Genomic DNA, 17,448 nt, shown 5'->3' with positions numbered 1-17,448 from the left:
CAGCAGCCCCTGCAAGCGGCCGGCTGCGAGAAGGTCTGTGCGACGAGCAGGAACCGCGCAGAGACTGCAGTTTGGTGTCACATGATTTTGACTCCTGCGGGCTACCTCTCAGCTTGTCGCAGTAGATACCGGATTTACTGCGGCGGAGCCTCTACCGTGATCATCGCGACCTGCGGCGGAGTGTTCCGCCCGCCGGGGTGAGGTGTACGCATCTACTGTGGCAGTGCCGGAAGGGCGGGGCGGGCGTGACGATCGAACCAGTGACCGAACTCGGGGGCGGGGGCTCGTTGCGGTTGCCGCGTGCTCGGGTGGTGCCCCTGTCGGCCCCGCCGTCGTCGTACACCGCGGCGGTCGAGCGGTACCTCACCGTCGCGGACATCGCGAAGTCCCCGCGCGGATCTACCGGATCTCGCTGACGACGTGGGGATGGATACTCGCCGGCGAACCCGCGCCGACTGGACCAGCCCGCCGCGGCGCGAAGCCGCCCCTCTTCCCGGCAGCCGCGATCTACGACCCGGCGCTGCTGCAGGTGCTGGCCGAGTTGGCGGCGGCGCGGGCGGACGAGATGGACGCCGACACCGTCAACCGGGAGCTGTCCATCGCGCGCAAGGCGATCGGCTGGTGGCAGCGCCAGGGCTGGATCGAAGGCGACCCGACGATCGGCATCGAGCGGCGGCCGGCACCGCCGGACCGCACCAAGGCCCTGGCAGAGAACCAGATCGCCGCCCTGTGGCGCCTGGACGTCGCGCTGCGCGAGAAGACGTGCTGGAAGATGCTCTACGAGTCCGCCGCGCGGGCGGATGAGGTGCTGTGCCTGAATGTTGAGGCCCTGCACCCAGGTGACAAGCGCGGGCGAATTCACTGGCAGTCCGGCACAGCCCAGCTGCTGCCCCGCCTCATCGCTGGCCGCGCCCGTGGCCCGCTGTTCCTCACCGGCCGCAAGGCACCGGCCGGGACGCCGACGCTGGACGTGTGCCCGGAGACCGGGCGGGCGAGGCTGTCGTATCGGCGGGCTGAGGAGATCTTCGAGGAGAACACCCGGCTGCTGGCCAACCCCCTCGCCTCACCCGAGGACATCGAGGACCTCGACGGCTGGACACTCCACCGACTCCGCCATTCCGCGCTCACCCACGACGCCGAGGGCGGCACCTCCACCCCGATGCTCCTGGCCCGCTCCCGCCACGCTTCGGTCCGCTCACTGGAGCGGTACGCCCGCCCCGGCGTCGACGCGGTCGCCCGGCACGTCGCCGAACGCGACCCCGCCGCCCGCCGTCACAGGTGAGTCCGAGGGCATCAGGACTTCAAGGTCATCCCATTGCCCCTATGACGCGTATCTCGGTCATACCCCGGTCCGGGGCGGGAGTCAGCGGCTGCGGCGAGGAGCCGACGGGCTGAGCCGTGTCCTGGCCATGGTCGCGTGCGGGAGGTTGGGCGACCCGGTCCGTGTCGAAGTCGCGGTGCGACTGCGGGCGGCCATGACGCGGAGTTCCGCGGCAGTCCGCGGGGCGCGTGCGGCGCGGTGGACGGCCTGGGTGACAGCGGTGCGCCGCACGTCGAGTGGGGTAGGTGCCCGAGAGGTCTGGGGTGAGGCCGAGCCGACTGGAGTGAGCGTGACCAGGTGCTCCATCTCGCGATGGATTTGATGCCGCTCACGGATCACCGGGGCCGAATCGGCCATGGCGTCTGCCGTCGCGGCGATCAAGTGGGACGGGGCGCGGGCTGTGAAGACAGCCTCCGCGCGCGTGCCCCAGCCCGGTGGACCGGCCCACAGGGTGACGGTCTCGTCATCCGGGCCGTAGCTGCGCCTGTCGATTACGGCGCCGGCCTGGCCGTCGGGGGCGACGATCTCGACCGTGCCGGGCGTGGTGGGGACGCCGCGCTTCCAGCCGGCGTCGGTCAGCGGCCGAACGGCGTCTGCCCAGTAGATCGACGGGTTCGCCAGGAAGCGTCCGTTGCTGTCGTAGGCGTCGGCCTCGGCGTAGTCGTGGGCCAGGGCAGTGGTGAGGCCGGCGACGATCTCGGCCGGGGTGACGTGGTTGAAGGTGGCCGTCCAGCGCGTTGCTGAGGCGGCCTCCGTGGCCGCGCTGATCCTCCACAGCTCGAAGTCATCGCCGAACCAGCCGACCCTGATCCGCTGGTCGGGCGAGGTGACGAGGAGCTGACACGGCCCATCGTCGAGGTAGTGGTGCGGCCAGTGGGCGACGGGCGCGAAGCCGGCGTCGCCGATCCCGTTGGAACCGGCCAAGTACATGGGACTGACCAGCACCTCCTCGTAGAGGTGCGGGTCATCAGGGGTGTGCATGTCGAAGCTCCGGGGCGTGGGGGAGAACGCGCCCGCGTGCAGCGGAACAGACTGCTGGACTGCACGCGGGCGCCGGTCAATGAGGAGAGGCGGCTGGCTCTCAGCGTCACGACGGTCACCGACCCAGACCCGGGGCTGACTGGGCGGTCACGGCCGCCGGCACCCGCGGTTGCGGCTGCGGGGCATGGCTGAAGAGGGCACTCGGCGCGGTAGCGCTCCGGCGCAGGGCCGCCGCGGTCCGGCCGCTGTCCGACCCCAGCGGGTCGCTGGCATGGGGCCGTGTGGCCGCCGCTGCGACGGGCATCGGAGTCGACGAGTTCCTCCGTGCGGCGGTGGGGTTGCTCCAGTGGGAGACGGCCGAGTAGACGGGGCCCAGCGCACGCCCGGCATCGGTCAGGACGTAGGGAGCGCCGTAGCGTGGGCCTGTGCGGGCAACCAAGCCGTCGGCCTGAAGTCGCTTGAGTCGGTCCCGGGTGAGGGCGTTGCCCAGACCGGCCTCCTCCGCGGTGTGGACGAGTCGCATCGGGCCGCCCGAGTCGAGGAGCTGGATCACGGCGGTCGAATGCCGAAGATGCAGACGCCGCACGGCGTCCTCGACCCGTTCCGCTCCGGCCACTTCGCCGAGCGACAGGTTGGCCAGGGACCAGTCCGACACAGCGCGGTGCACCGGAGCCAGCGACTCACCGAGTGCGCTGAGCTGGTACGGAGCCCCGTGGCGGTCGCCGACGCGAGTGACCAGCTCGTCAACGTACATCGCGGCCAGCCGCTTGGTGACGAGCTGCTCGCTGATGAAGGGGAGCCCGGCGGCGACCTCGTGCACACGCATGGGATGGCCCTGCTGCGCCAGGGTCTGCGCCGACCAGGTCGTCCACTTCGGTGCTATCAGGGAGAGTGCGTCCTCGACGCGCTGAGCATCGACCGAACCGATGGATGCGGCAGAGGACAGCATGGGGGTGGACATGGGGCGAACTCCCTTATGGGGAAGGGTTTTCAGCTATTCGCTGGGGCCGGGGGGCGGCGTGCTCGCGCGGAGCGTCTGCAGCACCCTGCCGAGGCGGGGTTGCTGATGCGGATGCTGCGGTCGCGCCAGCCCTGATGCACTAGCTCGCGGTGAGGCGTTGCAGGGGTTCATTCGGCAGCATCCATCCGGGCAAGCAGCGAACGCACCAGGGTGGGCAGGCTGTCCGGGCCGTCACCGATCCAGACGTGATCGGACGCCGCGCCGCGGATGTACGCGGCGTCTTCGAGCAGGCCGCTGGAGATCTCCATGCAGGCGTCGGTGATCCGGGAGGCGGCCAGCAGCGACTGGGACAGGACCTTGACGTAGTCGTCCGGCGCGAGGCCGGCGGCCTCAGCCGCGGTGCGGATCGCCGCCAGCTCCAGCGCGCTGAACGCGAAGTCGAACTCGTCGTCCCGCTCGGCGCCATCGGACGCGGCGACGACCGGGTTGCTGGGCTCGGTGGGGATGCCCGCGCGAGTGCAGATCGCGTCGACCGAGGCGGTCAGCTCGGCGAAGGACTCGGTGAGCCACCCCAGCGCGGAGGCGTAGGAGGCCAGGGCGAACAGGCCCGCCGGGGTGGCCGGGCGCGGCTCGGCGGACACCAATCCTTCGAGCCGGTCGTTCAGCTCGCCGACCACCCGGGGCCCGGTGGACAGTGCACCCAGCACGGGGTGTAGGTAGGAGCGGCCAGCGGCCGTCGGGTACTCGGCGGTGAGGATGCCGGAGACGCTCTGCGCGGCATCGGTGAGAAGGTCCGCCAGCTCGGTACGGGTCAGCGGGGTGCGGTCGGTGGTCATCGCTGGGGAACCTTTCGGGGAGCAGCAGCCGGGGGCGATGCCGCTGCTGGAGGAGTTGCCGGGCCCGCTGTCGGCTGGTCTACGGCGAGTGGCGAGCGGGACCGGGCGGCCTGCACGCGGGCCTCGGTGGCGGAGTCGATTTCGACGTCCTGTCGGGGACCGGTGCGCAGGTGGGCCGAGCGATAGACCGCGTAGTCCTTCCGGCTGCCGGCGGCGACGAGGTAGATCTCGCGCTTGTGGTCCGAGGTCGGCGGGGCCGCGCGGAACTGGATGATCATCCGGTAGGCGACGGAGGGATCGACGTAGACCTTGTGGAAGCCGGCAAGACGGCCCTTCAACGGCAGGCAGTCGTTACTCCCATCAACCAGGTTCTGAAGCTCCAGCAGAGCCAAGTCACGTATATCGTCGGGAAGTTCTCGCAGGTCAGCGATGGCGTCGGGGTGCGCAGCGAAGGCGAAGCGGGCGCGGCTCACAGCAGCCTCCCCTGTACCGGACGCTGGACCGGTTCCGCCGGGGCCGTGCGGGGCGCGTCGAGGCCGGCCTTCGGCATCCCGGAGGCACCGGCCGACCGGGCGAGCGCAATGCGGGCGATGCGGGCCCGGACGACGGCGCCGTCGTGATCGCTGTACTCCGGTGGCTCGGGCAACGGACCACTGCGCTCCTCCAGCCAGGTCTGGGCGGCACCGACATCGGCGAAGGCGCCCTCGCGCATCGTGTACGTGGCGGCGTCGTGGTCCCACTCCTCGTGGAAGACCCGAACCGGTGCCTGAGAGGCGCGGGAGGCCCGGGCCAGCGTCCACGTCTCGCTCGGGTCGTAGTCCGAGGCGCAGGTGTCGAGGACCTCGTAGCGCGTGCCCGACTGCCGGATCTGCTGCTCCACCTGGACCGTGAGGCCGTCGGCGGGCTTGACGTAGTCACCACCGCCAAGAGCAATCCGCTCGGGCGGGCAGCCACGTTCTACGAGCCAGCTCTGGGCGAAGGACGCCGTGGCGTGGTAGCTCGTCTCGAACGTGAACGTGGACCGGCTGAGATCTCGTGCGACCGCGATCGTAACGAGCTGCGGCTCGCCGGGTACCCCCCACGTGACCGACCGGTCGTGGGCGAGGACGAAACTGTGGGAGCCGTTGGGCGCGGTGTGGTGCTGGGCCAGCACCGTCAGGTCACCGGCCCAGAACGTGTCCATCGCCTCCTCGGAGGCGTCGTCGGCCGGAGAGAGAGCGTCGAGGGCGAAGTCGAAGACATCGCTCACGCCGTCACCACCGTCTGCTCGGGTGCCGGGGTGGCCAGCACGCGATGGTTGGGGCGCTTCGCGCTCGTCGTACAGGCAGCGAAGGGCCCGTCGGGCGCACGCAGGTGCGCCAGCGTCTGGTCCAGGTGGTCGCGGTGCCAGGTCGACGGACCGGACAGGCCGGCCTCCGTGTCGGTGAACTGCTGCCAGGCGAGCCAGAGCGCGTGGAGCCGGGCGACGGCCTCGGGGTGTTCGTGCCACTGCGCGCACCACGGACGGCTCGTGCTGATCTCCCGGCCGTAGACCGGGAGGAAGAGGTGGTTCACCCAGTCGCTGAGGGCGGCAAGTTCGGCAGCATACGTCTCCCCGCCCAAGGCGAGAATGAACACCGAAGCGGGGCCGTCTGCCTGCCCGGGGTCCGCCGCCTCGGCTGCCGGAGCGTCGTCCGGCGGTCGGCTGGCAGCGGGTTCGGGTGCCGGTTCGGAGCCGAGGCGGTCGAGGATGACGCCGTGCTGCCTGACCTCGGCCATGGTCTTGGCGAGGGTGCTGGCGAGGTCATCAAGGTCCCCGTCGGGGACGCGGAACGGCTCGGGATCGAGGTCAGGGATGGTCGGGCTGGTGTCGGACATGGGGCCTGCTCCATCTGTGAGACGGCGACATGCCCCAGAGGATGCGGAGAAACCGCGGTTTGGCCCGGCCGGGAAAACCCGGTAGAGGCGCTACACGGTCGTGCAGCGCGGGCAACGCGGGAACGGCGGTGCCAACAACTGCACGGCCCATGCGGACTGTTGGTGAACAAAGCCGATGTCGAGCGCGGTGAGTGCCCTCCCACGGTGGGCACGCAGCGCGTGCCCACCGGCAGCTGCTCGATCGCCCCGAGGCTCTCGGCCTGGCCGGTCCGGAGCACCCTGCGGAGGTGGTCCTCGCCGTACAGGATGATGCCCGGCTCGGTCATGGTGCCGGTCATGCAGATCACGAGGTCCGCGACGAACTGACCGCCGTCCTCGGCCGCGACCCGGAGTTCGGCCGCGTTCCAGTGGCAGGAGGGCCGTCCGACCGGGGTGATCTGCCCGGGCTGCCAGACCCCGACCGACTCGGCGGAGGCCGAGGCTCGATGTCACTCTCGAAAATGAGTTGTTCGGGCAGTCGCGATGCCCCCAAGATCTGCCCATGACCACCACTATCGCCCTTCTGCCGCTGCCCTCCACCGTCCGACCGGTGCGAGTCCGGCAGCAGCCTGGCCGACTGCGAAGGCCGACGCTCGTACACTCGTGATCGCCGCCCTGGTCGCGGGCCTCCTCGCCGGCTACGGCATCGCTGTGCCCGTGGGAGCTGTGGCGACATATCTGGTGGCTCTGACAGCCCGGACGTCTCTGAAGATCGGTGTTTGTGCCGCACTGGGTGTCGCAACCGCCGACGGCCTCTATGCGCTGATCGCCGCGCTTGGAGGCTCCGCGCTCGTCCCTGCAATCGAACCGGTCATGGTTCCCCTGCGGTGGGTCTCAGCCTTGGTGCTCATCGCACTGGCGGCCCGCAGCGGCGTCACGGCGATCAGCCAGTACCGCACTCGACAGGCGACAGCCCGGACCGACGAGGTCCCCCTCACTCCCGCACGTGCCTACATGGGGCTGCTGGGGATCACAATGATGAACCCCATGACCGTGATCTACTTCGCGGCGCTCGTGCTCGGCAGCCATAGCACAGCGGCTCCAGACCGCCTGGAACAGGCCGTGTTCGTCCTCGCGGCCTTCGCAGCATCCGCCAGCTGGCAGTTGCTTCTCGCCGGTGGCGGAGCACTGCTCGGCCGCACACTGACCGGCAGTCGAGGCCGGCTCGTCACCGCTCTGGCTTCCAGTGCCCTGATCGCCGCACTCGCCGCTCGCCTTCTCACCTCAGCGCCATGACCAAGTCCCGCTGTGTGTGAACGCCGAGGAGATCGAGTGCGCCCCAGGGGATGCGGCCCGAGCGGCGGGCCATCCCCAGCAGTTCCACCGTCTGCTTGGTGAGCGGCAGCTGCGCGGCGCAGCGCGCAAGGATCCGGTCCACGGCCGTCAGCAGCTCGCGCGTGCGGGCGCGGGGCCGCCACCGCGGCCGGTATCCACGGGGCCGCTGATTCGGCATCGGCAGCGCCTCCCGACCGGTTAGGACGCCGAGACGTCCCTCCCCAGGATCCCGCGCCGGGGCCGCCCCGGGCAATAGCACCGGGCAGGATCCTGGGGCAGCGGCGCGGCGGCCCGTGTCCCCGCCGCGGCCGGGGTCGTTGTCCGGGACAGGCGTGCACCGCCCGTCCCCCGGGGAAGCACGCTGAGGGCCCAAGCCTTCCTCGCAGGGGTCCTCACACCCGGCCCAGGCGGAGCACGGCTCTCCTGCCGGGCTTCCGGAGCGGGGAACCGTCCGGGTGACAGCCAGCCTGGTCCGGCCGTGGTGGCGCGGGCTGGTGGGAAGCCAGGGGCAGGATGCGATCAGCGGCAGGTCCCGGCGACGCGTGCCCCACCCTGGGGTGAGCACCCGGATGCTCCGGCACTACGATGCCCTGGGGTTGGTGCGGCACACCACGGGCCGCAGTGTTTGGCGGAGAGCTCAGCCCACCAGCCAAAGAAACAACCTGATCAGCAGAAGCACGTTGAGCACTGTTCCGGCAATGAGCAGCGGGCTGCGTGTGCGGCGCAGGAGAAGCCGGCTGCCGCGCCAGACCCCGTAGGCTGCCAGGCCGGCTGAAGCGAGCAGGATGACGACCTGCAGGACCCTTGCCGCCCTCCAGTCCAACTGCGCTGCAATGGAGATGACGACGTAGGCCAGGAGCACCTGTGGGAACCCCAGAAGCAATACCTTCCTCACCTCGGCCGCATCTGGGGCGACGGGGGCTGGAGCGGCAGTCGGAATGGGGGGCGGAAACAGTGGTGGGGGGCCCGTGGCAGCGCCCTGGGGAGTGGTGGTGTGCGCCGGTGGGGTGGGAAGCGGACGGAGGACTCTGAGCAGCAGCTCAGCGAAGTCCGGGTCCGCCCGCAATTCGTCGGCGAGCACGGAGCCGACAATGCTCGCTGATCCCTCGCCGGGCTGCTCGTGCAGGCGGGCTAATGCGGAGGCCCCCAGAGTGCTTCTCCCAAGTCGGCCCCAGACCAGTTCGTGTACTGCTGACCTCTGCTCGGCCGAGACCGGCGCACCTCCGGTCAGCACTTGCACCGCTGCTGCGGCTAACTCCGAAGCCTGCATTCCCCGTCCTTCCCCCGCACGTTGGTGGGTACTGAGATGGTATGGGGGATTGTGTGCCGAGGAACAGGGCAGGGGCAGCGGGCGCCGAACGTCTGCGGAGAACGTCACCCGCGCCGGTCACGGCTACGGTCCGGCGATCAGCCAGAGGATCGGCGCGGAGTCGAGATCCTGGGAGTAGCGGTACACCGCGCTGATGCCGCGGCCGCGGGTCAGCTCGGGCAGCAGCTCGATGACGTACGACTCCGAGCGGGGGTCGGCGTCCGGGAGGCCGCGGGCGTACTCGGGGCCCGGGGTCCTGGCAGCTCTTCCGCGGGTCGAGCCTGATCGTCATGTAGGCACGTGGGCACGTGCAATCCGGCGAAGAGGCCTACGGGGCAAGCTCTGGGCGGCATAGTGCGGGAGTGACCGTGACACCGGACCGCCTCACCGCCGTACCCGGAGCCGCACCATAACCTGACGGTTGCCCAACAGCTTCTCGTCCAAGGTTCGTTGATACGTGTTGTGCACGCGTCTGGCCTGCTTCCGGCAGTCCGGGCACCGGCCCGGCCGACCGATGGACACCGCTTTCACCATCAGGACGGCGGAGGAGTCGCTGACGCGCTCTACTCGCACATCGATCCCGGGAAACAGCACAGTCTCAACCGTCTTGCTCTCCACGGCAGGAAACACGCTGCTGAAACGATCCCTCGTTTCCGACCCTGACCTGGGGATTCACGGAACTGCGGACAGAGCCATATTCAAGGAGCCTCATCACGGTCGGCTGACGCGGAGCCAGCACTGCAAACCCACGCCCGGTGCGCGCGTTCCCGTGGCGGGTGCTGGTCACCCGCCCGTCGTACACAAGCCCGCCCCACCACCCGCTAACAAGCACTTTATGCAACTGATCGAGTACTCTTCGCCCTGTGTTGAGGTGGGCGGGTCTTCGTGTGCCCCGGCCTGTTCTGTGCCGGCTGGTGCTGGTCACGGTGTTGGCCGGGCTGCTGCACCTGCTTGGCTGCGCCCATGGCCCGCAAACCACCGGGCTGCCGCGCACCGACTCGCTGACTGCCGTCATGCCCGGCGTCCTCCACGCGCATTCCGCCCCTCCGGACGTCGTGGACGCCACTGCGGGAGTGTGCGACCGCGGCGGCGAAGCGGGATGCACCGGGGTGGACGAGCCGGCGGCGGCAGGCCCCCGGACGGATCCGCCCGCACTCCCCACCGCCGACGACTGGCTCCTCGGGGCTGTGGGGGGCGCCTGGTGGCGACCGGCAGAGGGCCGGGCACCGTGTGGCGCCGAAGGCAGCGGGCCCCCGTCGGAGCACAGCTGTACGCGCGCCACGCTGGGAGTCTGGCGGACCTGAGCGGGCCCCGCCGCCGGTCGCGATCAGGTCGCGCGCCGAGCGGCGCCATCGCCATTCAACGGTTCAGCCTCGACATACCCCGGCCCCGCCACCCTGGTTGTGATCAGGCGCTGCGGCGGCCGGCAGGAGACCTGTGCGATGAACTCATCCCTCATGCCCTCTTTCACCCTGGCGCCCGCCCAGTTGCTGACCGGCGCCACCCGACGCGCCCACACCCCGGCCTCCCTGGTCGGTGACACCCCTGTGTTGTGGGTCGGCGAGCCCTTTACCGTCGCCGGGCGCGGATTCTGGGCCAAACTCGAAGGCCACAACCCCGGCGGCATCAAGGACCGCACCGCCCTGCACATGGTGGAACGCGCCCGCGAGCGCGGCGACCTGCAGCCCGGAGCACGGATTGTGGAATCGACCTCCGGCACCCTGGGGCTGGGCCTGGCCCTGGCGGGAATCGTCTACGGCCACCCGGTCACCGTCGTCACCGACCCCGGCATGGAACCCCTGGTGTCGGGCCTGCTCACCGCCTACGGCGTGGACGTGCAGACCGTCACGGAGCCGCACCCGGTCGGCGGCTGGCAGCAGGCCCGCCGCGACCGCGTTGCCGAACTGCTGTCGGCGTACCCGGATGCGTGGTGCCCGGACCAATACCACAACCCCGACAACGTGAGCGCCTACGCGGGCCTGGCCCGCGAACTGGTCGCCCAGCTGGGCCGGATCGACGCCCTGGTCGTCAGCGTCGGCACCGGCGGCCACTCGGCCGGCGTCGCCTCGATCCTGCGCGGCTTCTTCCCCTCCCTGAAGGTAGTGGGCGTCGACACGACAGGCTCCACCATCTTCGGCCAGCAGGCGGCACCCCGGCTGATGCGGGGGCTGGGCAGCAGCATCTACCCGCGAAACGTCGACTACACCCTGTTCGACGAGGTCCACTGGGTCGCCGCCGGCGAAGCGGTCTGGTCCGCACGCGCCCTGGCCCGCTCCCGCTACGCGAGCGGCGGATGGAGCGTGGGCGCGGTCGCCCTCGTCGCTCGCCACCTGTCCGCCACCCTGCCGGCCGAAGCCCGGATCGCCGCCGTCTTCCCCGACGGCCCGCACCGCTACGCCGGCACCGTCTTCGACGACGCCTGGTGCCAGGAGCACCAGCTGCTGGGATGCGAGCCGGCCGACGACCCGGACCAGATCGCCCACCCCGACGAGCGGACCGTCACGCGGTGGACGAAGTGCGCAACCGTCCTGGACCCGTCACCCGACGCGCGAACCGTCGGCGCGGGCACAGCGAGCATGACGGGAGCGGCCCGGTGAAGCGCTTGTGGACCTCGACGCTCAGCTTCCCGCCCGCGGTGCGGCTGTTGATGGCCAACCAGTTCGCCATCAACCTCGCCTTCTACATGCTCATGCCCTACCTCGCCGCCCACCTCGCCGGTGAACTCGGCCTGGCCGCGTGGGCGGTCGGCCTGGTTCTGGGCGTGCGCAACTTCTCCCAGCAGGGCATGTTCCTCATCGGCGGCACGATCGCCGACCGCTTCGGCTACAAGGCACCCATCATGGCCGGATGCCTGCTGCGGACCGCCGGATTCGCCCTGCTCGGCATCGTGGACAGCCTGCCCGTCCTTGTCATCGCCTCGGCGGCCACCGGATTCGCCGGCGCCCTGTTCAACCCGGCCGTACGCGCCTACCTCGCCGCCGAGGCGGGCGAACGGCGAGTAGAGGCGTTCGCGACGTTCAACGTCTACTACCAGGCCGGCATGCTGGCCGGCCCCCTCGTCGGCCTGGCGTTGCTGGCCGCCGACTTCCGCCTGGTCTGCCTGGTCGCCGCTGGCATCTTCGCCGCGCTGACCGTACTGCAGGCTCGGTCCCTGCCCGCCCGACGGCCCGCCGACAGCGCCGGACGCGAGAGCGGGGTGCTGGCACAGTGGCGGGAGGTCGTCGCCAACCGGCCGTTCCTGCTGTTCTCCCTCGCGATGATCGGCTCCTACGTGCTGGCCTTCCAGGTCTACCTCGCCCTGCCCCTGGCCGCCGAGGACGCGTTCGGGAGAGCGGGCACGAAGGCCACCAGCCTGCTGTTCGTCCTCTCCGCCGCGGTGGCCGTCGCCGGACAGCTGCGGCTGACCGGCTGGGCGAAAGCCCGCTGGAGCGGTCATCAGGCCCTCGTACGCGGCCTCGCCCTGATGGGCCTGGCGTTCACCCCGCTCGCTCTCACCTCCGCAAGCGGCAACGCCGCCCCGGGAGCGATGGCGCTGGCCGCCCTGGCCGCGGCGGTGGTCGCCCTGTCGGCCGGCAGCGCGATCGTCTACCCCTTCGAGATGGACACCGTCGTCTCCCTGTCCGGCGACCGCCTCGTCGCCACCCACTACGGTCTCTACAACACCGTCTCCGGCATCGGCATCACCCTGGGCAACCTGGCCACCGGTGCCCTGTGGGATTTCGCCCAGCGCAACCATGCGCTGTGGCTGGTGTGGACAGTACTGACCCTGACCGGCGGGGCATGCGCGAGCGCGGTCCTCGCCCTGGCGCGCACCGGACGGCTCACCACACCAGCGGCGGGACCCGCTCTCGCCTGACCTGCATACCCACCATCCGGGCGCGGGCCACCGGACCATCCTGTCGGCCCGCGCCCGACGGTTGAGGCATCTCCGCAGGTCACAGCCCTGCTATCGAGGCTGGATGTTGAGGTCTTCCAGGAGGCCACGGATGCGCCGTTGGATCTCGTCGCGAATGGGGCGTACGGCGTCGATACCCTGGCCTGCTGGGTCGTCGAGCTTCCAGTCCAGGTATGTCTTGCCGGGGCAGACGGGGCAGGTGCCGCCGCAGCCCATGGTGATCACCACGTCGGACGCTCTCACCGCTTCCGCGGTCAGCACCTTCGGCGTCTCGGCGGACATGTCGATTCCGGCCTCCGCCATCGCCTGAACGGCGGCGGGGTTCACGGCGGCGGCCGGTTCGGATCCGGCGGAGCGGACTTCGACCGGCCCTCGGAGAGGTGGGTGAGGAATGCAGCGGCCATCTGCGAGCGGCCGGCGTTGTGGACGCACACGAACAGCACGGACGGCTTGGGCTCAGACACGGGCGGAACCTTCCGGGGAGGCGGCCGGTCCGATCGTCGGTGCGGGCTGGGGGAAGAAGCGGCGGGCGGCCAGGGCGACGTAGACCAGGTCGATCAGGACCGGCACCTCGATGAGCGGGCCGACGACTCCCGCGAGGGCCTGGCCGGAAGTGGCGCCGAAGGTGGCGATGGCGACGGCGAGTTCGAAGTTGTTGCCCGCGGCGGTGAACGCCAGCGTCGTCGACTTCGGGTAGTCCAGGCCGACCGCGCGGCCGGCGGCCATGGAACCGGCCCACATCACGGCGAAGTACACCAGCAGCGGCAGCGCGATCCGGGCGACGTCCAAGGGCTTGGAGGTGATGGCGTCTGCCTGGAGGGCGAACAGTACGACGATCGTGAACAGCAGCCCGTACAGGGCGAACGGGCCGATGCGGGGGATCAGCTTCGCCTCGTACCAGGTGCGCCCCCTGGCCTTCTCGCCCAGGCGGCGGGTGAGGAACCCGGCCAGCAGCGGGACGCCGAGGAAGATGAGGACGGAGCGGGCGATCTCCCACACCGACACATCGAGCGTGGTCTGTTACTGGTGAAGAGGCAGTATTCGATCCATGCACTATTCGTGATTCGTGTAGCGACCCGCGGCAGATGCTGTCGAGCCCTCCTGCAGCGTCGTCCAGGGGCCCCGTCGCCCAGTCTCCGGTGCGCCGTAGGTCGCGGGCGAGCGCGGCGATGGATCGGCCCTCCAGGTACGGGCGTGCATGCTGTCGTTCCTCGCGGGGACGGCGGGGCGCTGCCCGCCCTTGCTGCCCTTGGCCTCGGCGGCGCGCAGCGCGTCGTAGGTCGGTTTCGCTGGCGGCCGCGTTGGAGTTCGCTGACGGCGACGAGGAGTTGCAGGCCCCGAGGCCCGGATGGCACCGGTTCCTTGGACGCCTGCGGCCCCTGTCGTCGTTGTCCGACAGGCGGCAGACCGGGTCAGGTGCGTCGAGCGAGGGAGGCGGGCGAGGGTAGTACGCCCGACCAGTCCACTATTCCTTCTTGCTAAGTACTGGTAGTCAGCGTTACTGTGTACCAGTACTCAGCAACACTGAATACCCCGGGAAGGAGGTGCCCCATGGCCAAGCTGCTGACGGAGATGCTCAAGGGCACCCTGGATGGCCTCATCCTCGCGTCCCTGTCCGGCCGGCCCGCCTACGGCTACGAGATCACTGCATGGCTGCGGGAGCAAGGTTTCCCCGACATCGCCGAAGGCACCGTCTACGCGCTGCTTCTGAGGATGGAAAAGCGCGGCCTGGTCGACGTGGAGAAGGTGCCCTCCGAGAAGGGGCCGCCGCGCAAGGTGCACTCCCTGAACGCTCAGGGGCGTGAGTACCTCGAAGAGTTCTGGAGGACGTGGCGCTTCCTCTCGGAACGACTGGAACAGCTCCGCGAAAGGGGCAACTAGCCATGTCCGGTGACGAGAAGAACGGATTCCTCATGAAGGTGATTGGGCCCAAGAAGCGCTGGCGGGCATACAAGGGACGCGTCAAGGAGCTGCCTGAGAGCCACCGCACGGCCATCAAGGCGATCGAGCGATACCTGATGCACTTCGTGCCGACCGACGGTGACAGCAACGCCGCGATGTTCGAGGACCTGGCCGACCTGTTCGAGCAGGCCGCGGCAGACGGCACACCGATCCGCAGCATCGTCGGGGACGACCCGGTGGAGTTCGCCGACGAGTTCGCCCAGAACTACTCGGAGGGTGGCTACGTTCCCGCCAGCGCCCGCAAGCAGTTGACCGAGGACATCGAGCGCGCAGCCGGCATGAAGGCCGGGACCGAAGACACCACGGCCTGATCACACCGCAGCGCCTTCTCGGGCGCCGATCGCCACACCCTCATTGCCTGTCTGCACCACGCGGCCGCGCGGTCCTCCCCCGCGGCCGCCTCCCGCCGCATAGCCGCGGCACCGTCGAGACCAACCACTGCGTGCAAGGAGATTCATGATGGGAAACGGCAACAACGGCTTCTCCACAGCAGGACTGCGCCGCCTGCGCGAGGTACTGGAAGCGCACGTGGAGTCCAAGAAGATTCCCGGACTCGTCGCCCTGGTCGGCCGGGGCGAGGAAACCCATGTCGAAGCGATCGGCACGATGCGCCACGACGGCGGCCCATTGATGCGGCGGGACACCATCTTCCGCATGGCCTCGACGACCAAGCCGGTTGCGGTCGCCGCGACGATGGTCCTGTTGGACGAGTGCCGGCTGCGGCTTGACGACCCGATAGACGCGTGGCTGCCGGAACTGGCCGGACGGCAGGTACTCAAGCGGCCCGACAGCCCGCTGGACGACACCGTTGCGGCGCGGCGTCCGATCACCGTACGGGACCTGCTCACCTCCACCTGCGGGCTCGGGCTGGACACGACGGCCATGGGCTCCCCGATGATGGGCGCCTACTTCGAGCGGGAGGTCTACGGCGAGAACGGATGGCTGCTCCCGGCGGTGGACCCGGACGAGTGGATGCGCCGCCTGGGCACTCTGCCGCTGATGTACCAGCCCGGCGAGCGGTGGCTGTACAACGTCAGCGACGACGTGCTCGGGGTCCTGGTGGCCAGGGTCACCGGCCAGCCCTTCGAGAGGTTCCTTCGCGAGCGCGTCTTCGAGCCGCTGGGGATGAAGGACACCGGGTTCCACGTGCCCGCCGACAAGATTCACCGGTTGCCTCCTTTGTATGCGCCCGACCCGGAGACCGGCGAGTTCACCGTGGAGGACCCCGCCGAAGGCGGGCACCACAGCACGCCTCCGGCGTTCGCGTCCAGCGGTGGCGGACTCGACTCGACCGCCGACGACTACCACGCCTACTTCCGGATGCTGCTCAACCACGGAACGCACGGCAGCAAGCGCATCTTGTCCCGGCCCGCCGTCGAACTGATGACCACCAACCGGCTCACCCCCGAGCAACTGTCCGCCCGAGAAGCCTGGGCGCGGAACGTCGTTCATCTGGCACACGGCACGGGGCAGCACGGCGGCTGGGGCTTCGGCATGGCCGTACGCACCCACCGCGGCGACTACGCGCCCGTCGGCCAGTTCGGCTGGGACGGCGGAGCAGGCACCACCACCTACGCCGATCCGGAAAACCAGCTGGTCGGCATCCTCCTCACCCAGACCGGCATGTCCACCCCGGACTCCGCACGGGCCATGCACGACTTCTGGACCACCCTCTACCAGGCAATCGACGACTGAAACCGCCCGCCACGTGATGGTGATGCGGTCCTGGGGAAAGTCCACATCCTCCAGCCGCAGGGGCCGGATCGACTCGCCCCGGGCCGCGTGGACGGCGGCCAGGCGACGGCCAGCCGGGCGGCTGGCGTCCCGGCGGTCGTCTGGACGTGGGTGATCTCGGCGTCGGACTCAGTCCTTTCCGCCGAGTCTCGGCGCGCTGATGGGCGGTTGTCCAGGCATCTTCGATGTGCGTGCGATGTGCATGTAATGTAGTGGAGTCAGGTATTGGAACTCCCGGAATGCCGCAGCGCTCAGAGGAAATCGAGGAGCATGAGGACCTCGTCCCGGGTGTCGTCGGGCGCGAGGCGGAGAGCCCCGGGCCAGCGACCGACTTCGCGCCATCCGAGTCGGCTGTAGAAGTCCTCCAGCCCCTCTTCTCCCCGGGCAGCGAGATGGAGCTGTTCGAGCCCCAGTTCGCCGCGGGCTACCTTCCGCAGCTCACGCATGAGGGCGGAGCCGACGCCGCGTCCGCGGAATTCTGGGTGGGTCTGAAGGTGGTTGACCGTGCCCCAGTGCCCGACGAGCCTGTAGGGGTCGCGGTTGAGGACAACCCATCCGGCAAGAAGGTCGTCGAATCTGGCGGTGATGAGTCGGCTGTGTTGCGGGTGGAGACGGCCGAGGAGCTTGTCCGTGACTGGCGCGACGTCGTTGACTTGGACGGGTGGGAAGGGGAATCCTGCGGCGCCGCCCGAGTTGGTGACCGCGATCCAGCAGTCGATCAGCTGGCGTCGGAGTTCGGGAGTGACCTCGTGGGCGCTGGTGATCTGGGCGAGGTCCGACATGCTTTCGGGCTTTGTCATGAGAAGCAGCATGTCAGCGGGGTCTGACATCGGGTACAGGTCAGGCTTTTGAGTTTCGGCGGCTGATCTCGGCTAAGTAGACGCCCCAGTTTCCGGCTGCAGCTTGCTGCCATTTGATGGCGAGTGATGTCGATGCCGAGGGTGCGGGTGAGGATCGCGGCGGGCAGTTCGGTGGTGAGCTGGAACAGGGCGGTCGAGCGGGCACTCCACCAGCCGCCTCGTCGACCGGTGGAGCTCAGCCCGGTGCCGCAGCTCCAGGAAGTCGAAGAACACATCGCATCGGCTCGGCCTGTCCGAAACGAGGGAGTCGCGTCACGGATGACCTTGGCGAAGTACGCGTCCGCGTCCGGGCGGTTCAATTGACCTCTGCGTGCCAGGCCAGAGTGCCGCCGAAGCCGGCCAGGACTCCGAGGTCCAGTCCGCCGTACTCCGAGCAGAGTGCGCCGATCAGCGGAGGGCGCGCGATGGTGGTCTCCAT

The 17,448-nt window shown here is 69.8% G+C and carries 17 protein-coding genes and 2 pseudogenes; 7 read left to right on the top strand and 12 right to left on the bottom strand.

What is annotated here, in order from left to right:
* Positions 1–529: 529 nt before the first annotated feature.
* Entirely contained in the window at positions 530–1,282 is a 753-nt protein-coding gene (locus ABT112_RS24510) for a tyrosine-type recombinase/integrase (protein ID WP_351512967.1), read from the top strand.
* 81 nt (positions 1,283–1,363) lie between these two features.
* Here the strand turns inward: ABT112_RS24510 and ABT112_RS24505 are convergent, their stop codons facing one another.
* From ABT112_RS24505 to ABT112_RS24480, 6 genes are all read right to left on the bottom strand, one after another.
* Positions 1,364–2,302: an SPDY domain-containing protein gene (locus ABT112_RS24505; protein WP_351512965.1), complete on the bottom strand. Its 939-nt coding sequence runs from the start codon at positions 2,300–2,302 to the stop codon at positions 1,364–1,366.
* A 115-nt stretch (positions 2,303–2,417) separates the two neighbouring features.
* Positions 2,418–3,263, bottom strand: coding sequence for a winged helix-turn-helix transcriptional regulator (locus ABT112_RS24500; protein ID WP_351512963.1), 846 nt, complete (start codon positions 3,261–3,263; stop codon positions 2,418–2,420).
* 167 nt (positions 3,264–3,430) lie between these two features.
* Positions 3,431–4,099 (bottom strand): hypothetical protein, encoded by a 669-nt coding sequence (locus ABT112_RS24495; protein ID WP_351512961.1) that lies wholly within the window; start codon positions 4,097–4,099, stop codon positions 3,431–3,433.
* Positions 4,096–4,572: a hypothetical protein gene (locus ABT112_RS24490; protein WP_351512959.1), complete on the bottom strand. Its 477-nt coding sequence runs from the start codon at positions 4,570–4,572 to the stop codon at positions 4,096–4,098. The genes ABT112_RS24495 and ABT112_RS24490 overlap by 4 nt, the downstream gene beginning before the upstream one ends.
* The gene (locus tag ABT112_RS24485; RefSeq protein WP_351512957.1) at positions 4,569–5,348 is read right to left on the bottom strand and encodes a glycosyl hydrolase; all 780 of its coding nucleotides are present in this window, start codon (positions 5,346–5,348) and stop codon (positions 4,569–4,571) included. The genes ABT112_RS24490 and ABT112_RS24485 overlap by 4 nt, the downstream gene beginning before the upstream one ends.
* Entirely contained in the window at positions 5,345–5,956 is a 612-nt protein-coding gene (locus ABT112_RS24480; protein ID WP_351512955.1) for a DUF4913 domain-containing protein, read from the bottom strand. Before ABT112_RS24480 ends, ABT112_RS24485 begins: the two co-directional genes overlap by 4 nt.
* Positions 5,957–6,598: 642 nt before the next feature.
* On the opposite strand from ABT112_RS24480, the gene ABT112_RS24475 reads away from it, so the two are divergent.
* Positions 6,599–7,231 (top strand): LysE family transporter, encoded by a 633-nt coding sequence (locus ABT112_RS24475; protein ID WP_351512953.1) that lies wholly within the window; start codon positions 6,599–6,601, stop codon positions 7,229–7,231.
* Here the strand turns inward: ABT112_RS24475 and ABT112_RS24470 are convergent.
* Together ABT112_RS24470 and ABT112_RS24465 are read right to left on the bottom strand one after the other, a co-directional pair.
* Positions 7,215–7,448 carry a hypothetical protein gene (locus ABT112_RS24470; protein ID WP_351512951.1) on the bottom strand — a complete coding sequence of 78 codons (234 nt, stop codon included), beginning with the start codon at positions 7,446–7,448 and terminating at the stop codon, positions 7,215–7,217. The genes ABT112_RS24475 and ABT112_RS24470 overlap by 17 nt on opposite strands.
* A gap of 459 nt (positions 7,449–7,907) precedes the next feature.
* On the bottom strand, positions 7,908–8,351 hold the full coding sequence (locus ABT112_RS24465; protein ID WP_351512949.1) for a hypothetical protein: 444 nt from the start codon (positions 8,349–8,351) through the stop codon (positions 7,908–7,910).
* Positions 8,352–10,021: 1,670 nt separating this feature from the next.
* Between ABT112_RS24465 and ABT112_RS24460 the strand changes: the two genes are divergently transcribed.
* Together ABT112_RS24460 and ABT112_RS24455 are read left to right on the top strand one after the other, a co-directional pair.
* Positions 10,022–11,176: a PLP-dependent cysteine synthase family protein gene (locus tag ABT112_RS24460; RefSeq protein ID WP_351512947.1), complete on the top strand. Its 1,155-nt coding sequence runs from the start codon at positions 10,022–10,024 to the stop codon at positions 11,174–11,176.
* Complete coding sequence (locus ABT112_RS24455; protein WP_351512945.1) at positions 11,173–12,435, top strand: MFS transporter; 1,263 nt, start codon at positions 11,173–11,175, stop codon at positions 12,433–12,435. Before ABT112_RS24460 ends, ABT112_RS24455 begins: the two co-directional genes overlap by 4 nt.
* A gap of 90 nt (positions 12,436–12,525) precedes the next feature.
* Here ABT112_RS24455 and ABT112_RS24450 read toward each other — a convergent pair.
* Both ABT112_RS24450 and ABT112_RS24445 read right to left on the bottom strand, forming a co-directional pair.
* Positions 12,526–12,938 (bottom strand): annotated as a pseudogene (locus ABT112_RS24450) (arsenate reductase ArsC).
* Positions 12,931–13,494 (bottom strand): annotated as a pseudogene (locus tag ABT112_RS24445) (arsenic resistance protein); the annotation flags it as partial. The pseudogenes ABT112_RS24450 and ABT112_RS24445, both read right to left, overlap by 8 nt.
* Positions 13,495–14,025: 531 nt before the next feature.
* Here ABT112_RS24445 and ABT112_RS24440 point away from each other — a divergent pair.
* From ABT112_RS24440 to ABT112_RS24430, 3 genes are all read left to right on the top strand, one after another.
* Entirely contained in the window at positions 14,026–14,355 is a 330-nt protein-coding gene (locus ABT112_RS24440) for a PadR family transcriptional regulator (RefSeq protein ID WP_351512944.1), read from the top strand.
* Positions 14,356–14,357: 2 nt separating this feature from the next.
* Positions 14,358–14,747 (top strand): DUF1048 domain-containing protein, encoded by a 390-nt coding sequence (locus tag ABT112_RS24435; RefSeq protein WP_351512942.1) that lies wholly within the window; start codon positions 14,358–14,360, stop codon positions 14,745–14,747.
* A 148-nt stretch (positions 14,748–14,895) separates the two neighbouring features.
* Positions 14,896–16,131 carry a serine hydrolase domain-containing protein gene (locus ABT112_RS24430; RefSeq protein ID WP_351512940.1) on the top strand — a complete coding sequence of 412 codons (1,236 nt, stop codon included), beginning with the start codon at positions 14,896–14,898 and terminating at the stop codon, positions 16,129–16,131.
* Between the two features lie 290 nt (positions 16,132–16,421).
* On the opposite strand, the gene ABT112_RS24425 is transcribed toward ABT112_RS24430, so the two are convergent.
* On the bottom strand, positions 16,422–16,970 hold the full coding sequence (locus ABT112_RS24425) for a GNAT family N-acetyltransferase (protein WP_351512938.1): 549 nt from the start codon (positions 16,968–16,970) through the stop codon (positions 16,422–16,424).
* 355 nt (positions 16,971–17,325) lie between these two features.
* On the bottom strand, positions 17,326–17,448 hold the full coding sequence (locus tag ABT112_RS24420; RefSeq protein ID WP_351512936.1) for a hypothetical protein: 123 nt from the start codon (positions 17,446–17,448) through the stop codon (positions 17,326–17,328).

The organism is Streptomyces sp. NPDC002055 (assembly GCF_040296705.1).
GTDB lineage: Bacteria > Actinomycetota > Actinomycetes > Streptomycetales > Streptomycetaceae > Streptomyces.
The sequence above is the reverse complement of the archived record's forward strand: the minus strand, read 5'-3'. Positions and strand labels throughout refer to the sequence as shown.

What these genes read in the sequence shown, in the direction of transcription:
- ABT112_RS24500 (WP_351512963.1), bottom strand. Translation starts at nt 3,263, where the DNA reads ATGTCCACCCCCATGCTGTCCTCTGCCGCATCCATCGGTTCGGTCGAT.
- ABT112_RS24425 (WP_351512938.1), bottom strand. Translation starts at nt 16,970, where the DNA reads ATGACAAAGCCCGAAAGCATGTCGGACCTCGCCCAGATCACCAGCGCC.
- ABT112_RS24430 (WP_351512940.1), top strand. Translation starts at nt 14,896, where the DNA reads ATGGGAAACGGCAACAACGGCTTCTCCACAGCAGGACTGCGCCGCCTG.
- ABT112_RS24470 (WP_351512951.1), bottom strand. Translation starts at nt 7,448, where the DNA reads ATGCCGAATCAGCGGCCCCGTGGATACCGGCCGCGGTGGCGGCCCCGC.
- ABT112_RS24435 (WP_351512942.1), top strand. Translation starts at nt 14,358, where the DNA reads ATGTCCGGTGACGAGAAGAACGGATTCCTCATGAAGGTGATTGGGCCC.
- ABT112_RS24460 (WP_351512947.1), top strand. Translation starts at nt 10,022, where the DNA reads ATGAACTCATCCCTCATGCCCTCTTTCACCCTGGCGCCCGCCCAGTTG.
- ABT112_RS24420 (WP_351512936.1), bottom strand. Translation starts at nt 17,448, where the DNA reads ATGGAGACCACCATCGCGCGCCCTCCGCTGATCGGCGCACTCTGCTCG.
- ABT112_RS24495 (WP_351512961.1), bottom strand. Translation starts at nt 4,099, where the DNA reads ATGACCACCGACCGCACCCCGCTGACCCGTACCGAGCTGGCGGACCTT.
- ABT112_RS24505 (WP_351512965.1), bottom strand. Translation starts at nt 2,302, where the DNA reads ATGCACACCCCTGATGACCCGCACCTCTACGAGGAGGTGCTGGTCAGT.
- ABT112_RS24440 (WP_351512944.1), top strand. Translation starts at nt 14,026, where the DNA reads ATGGCCAAGCTGCTGACGGAGATGCTCAAGGGCACCCTGGATGGCCTC.
- ABT112_RS24480 (WP_351512955.1), bottom strand. Translation starts at nt 5,956, where the DNA reads ATGTCCGACACCAGCCCGACCATCCCTGACCTCGATCCCGAGCCGTTC.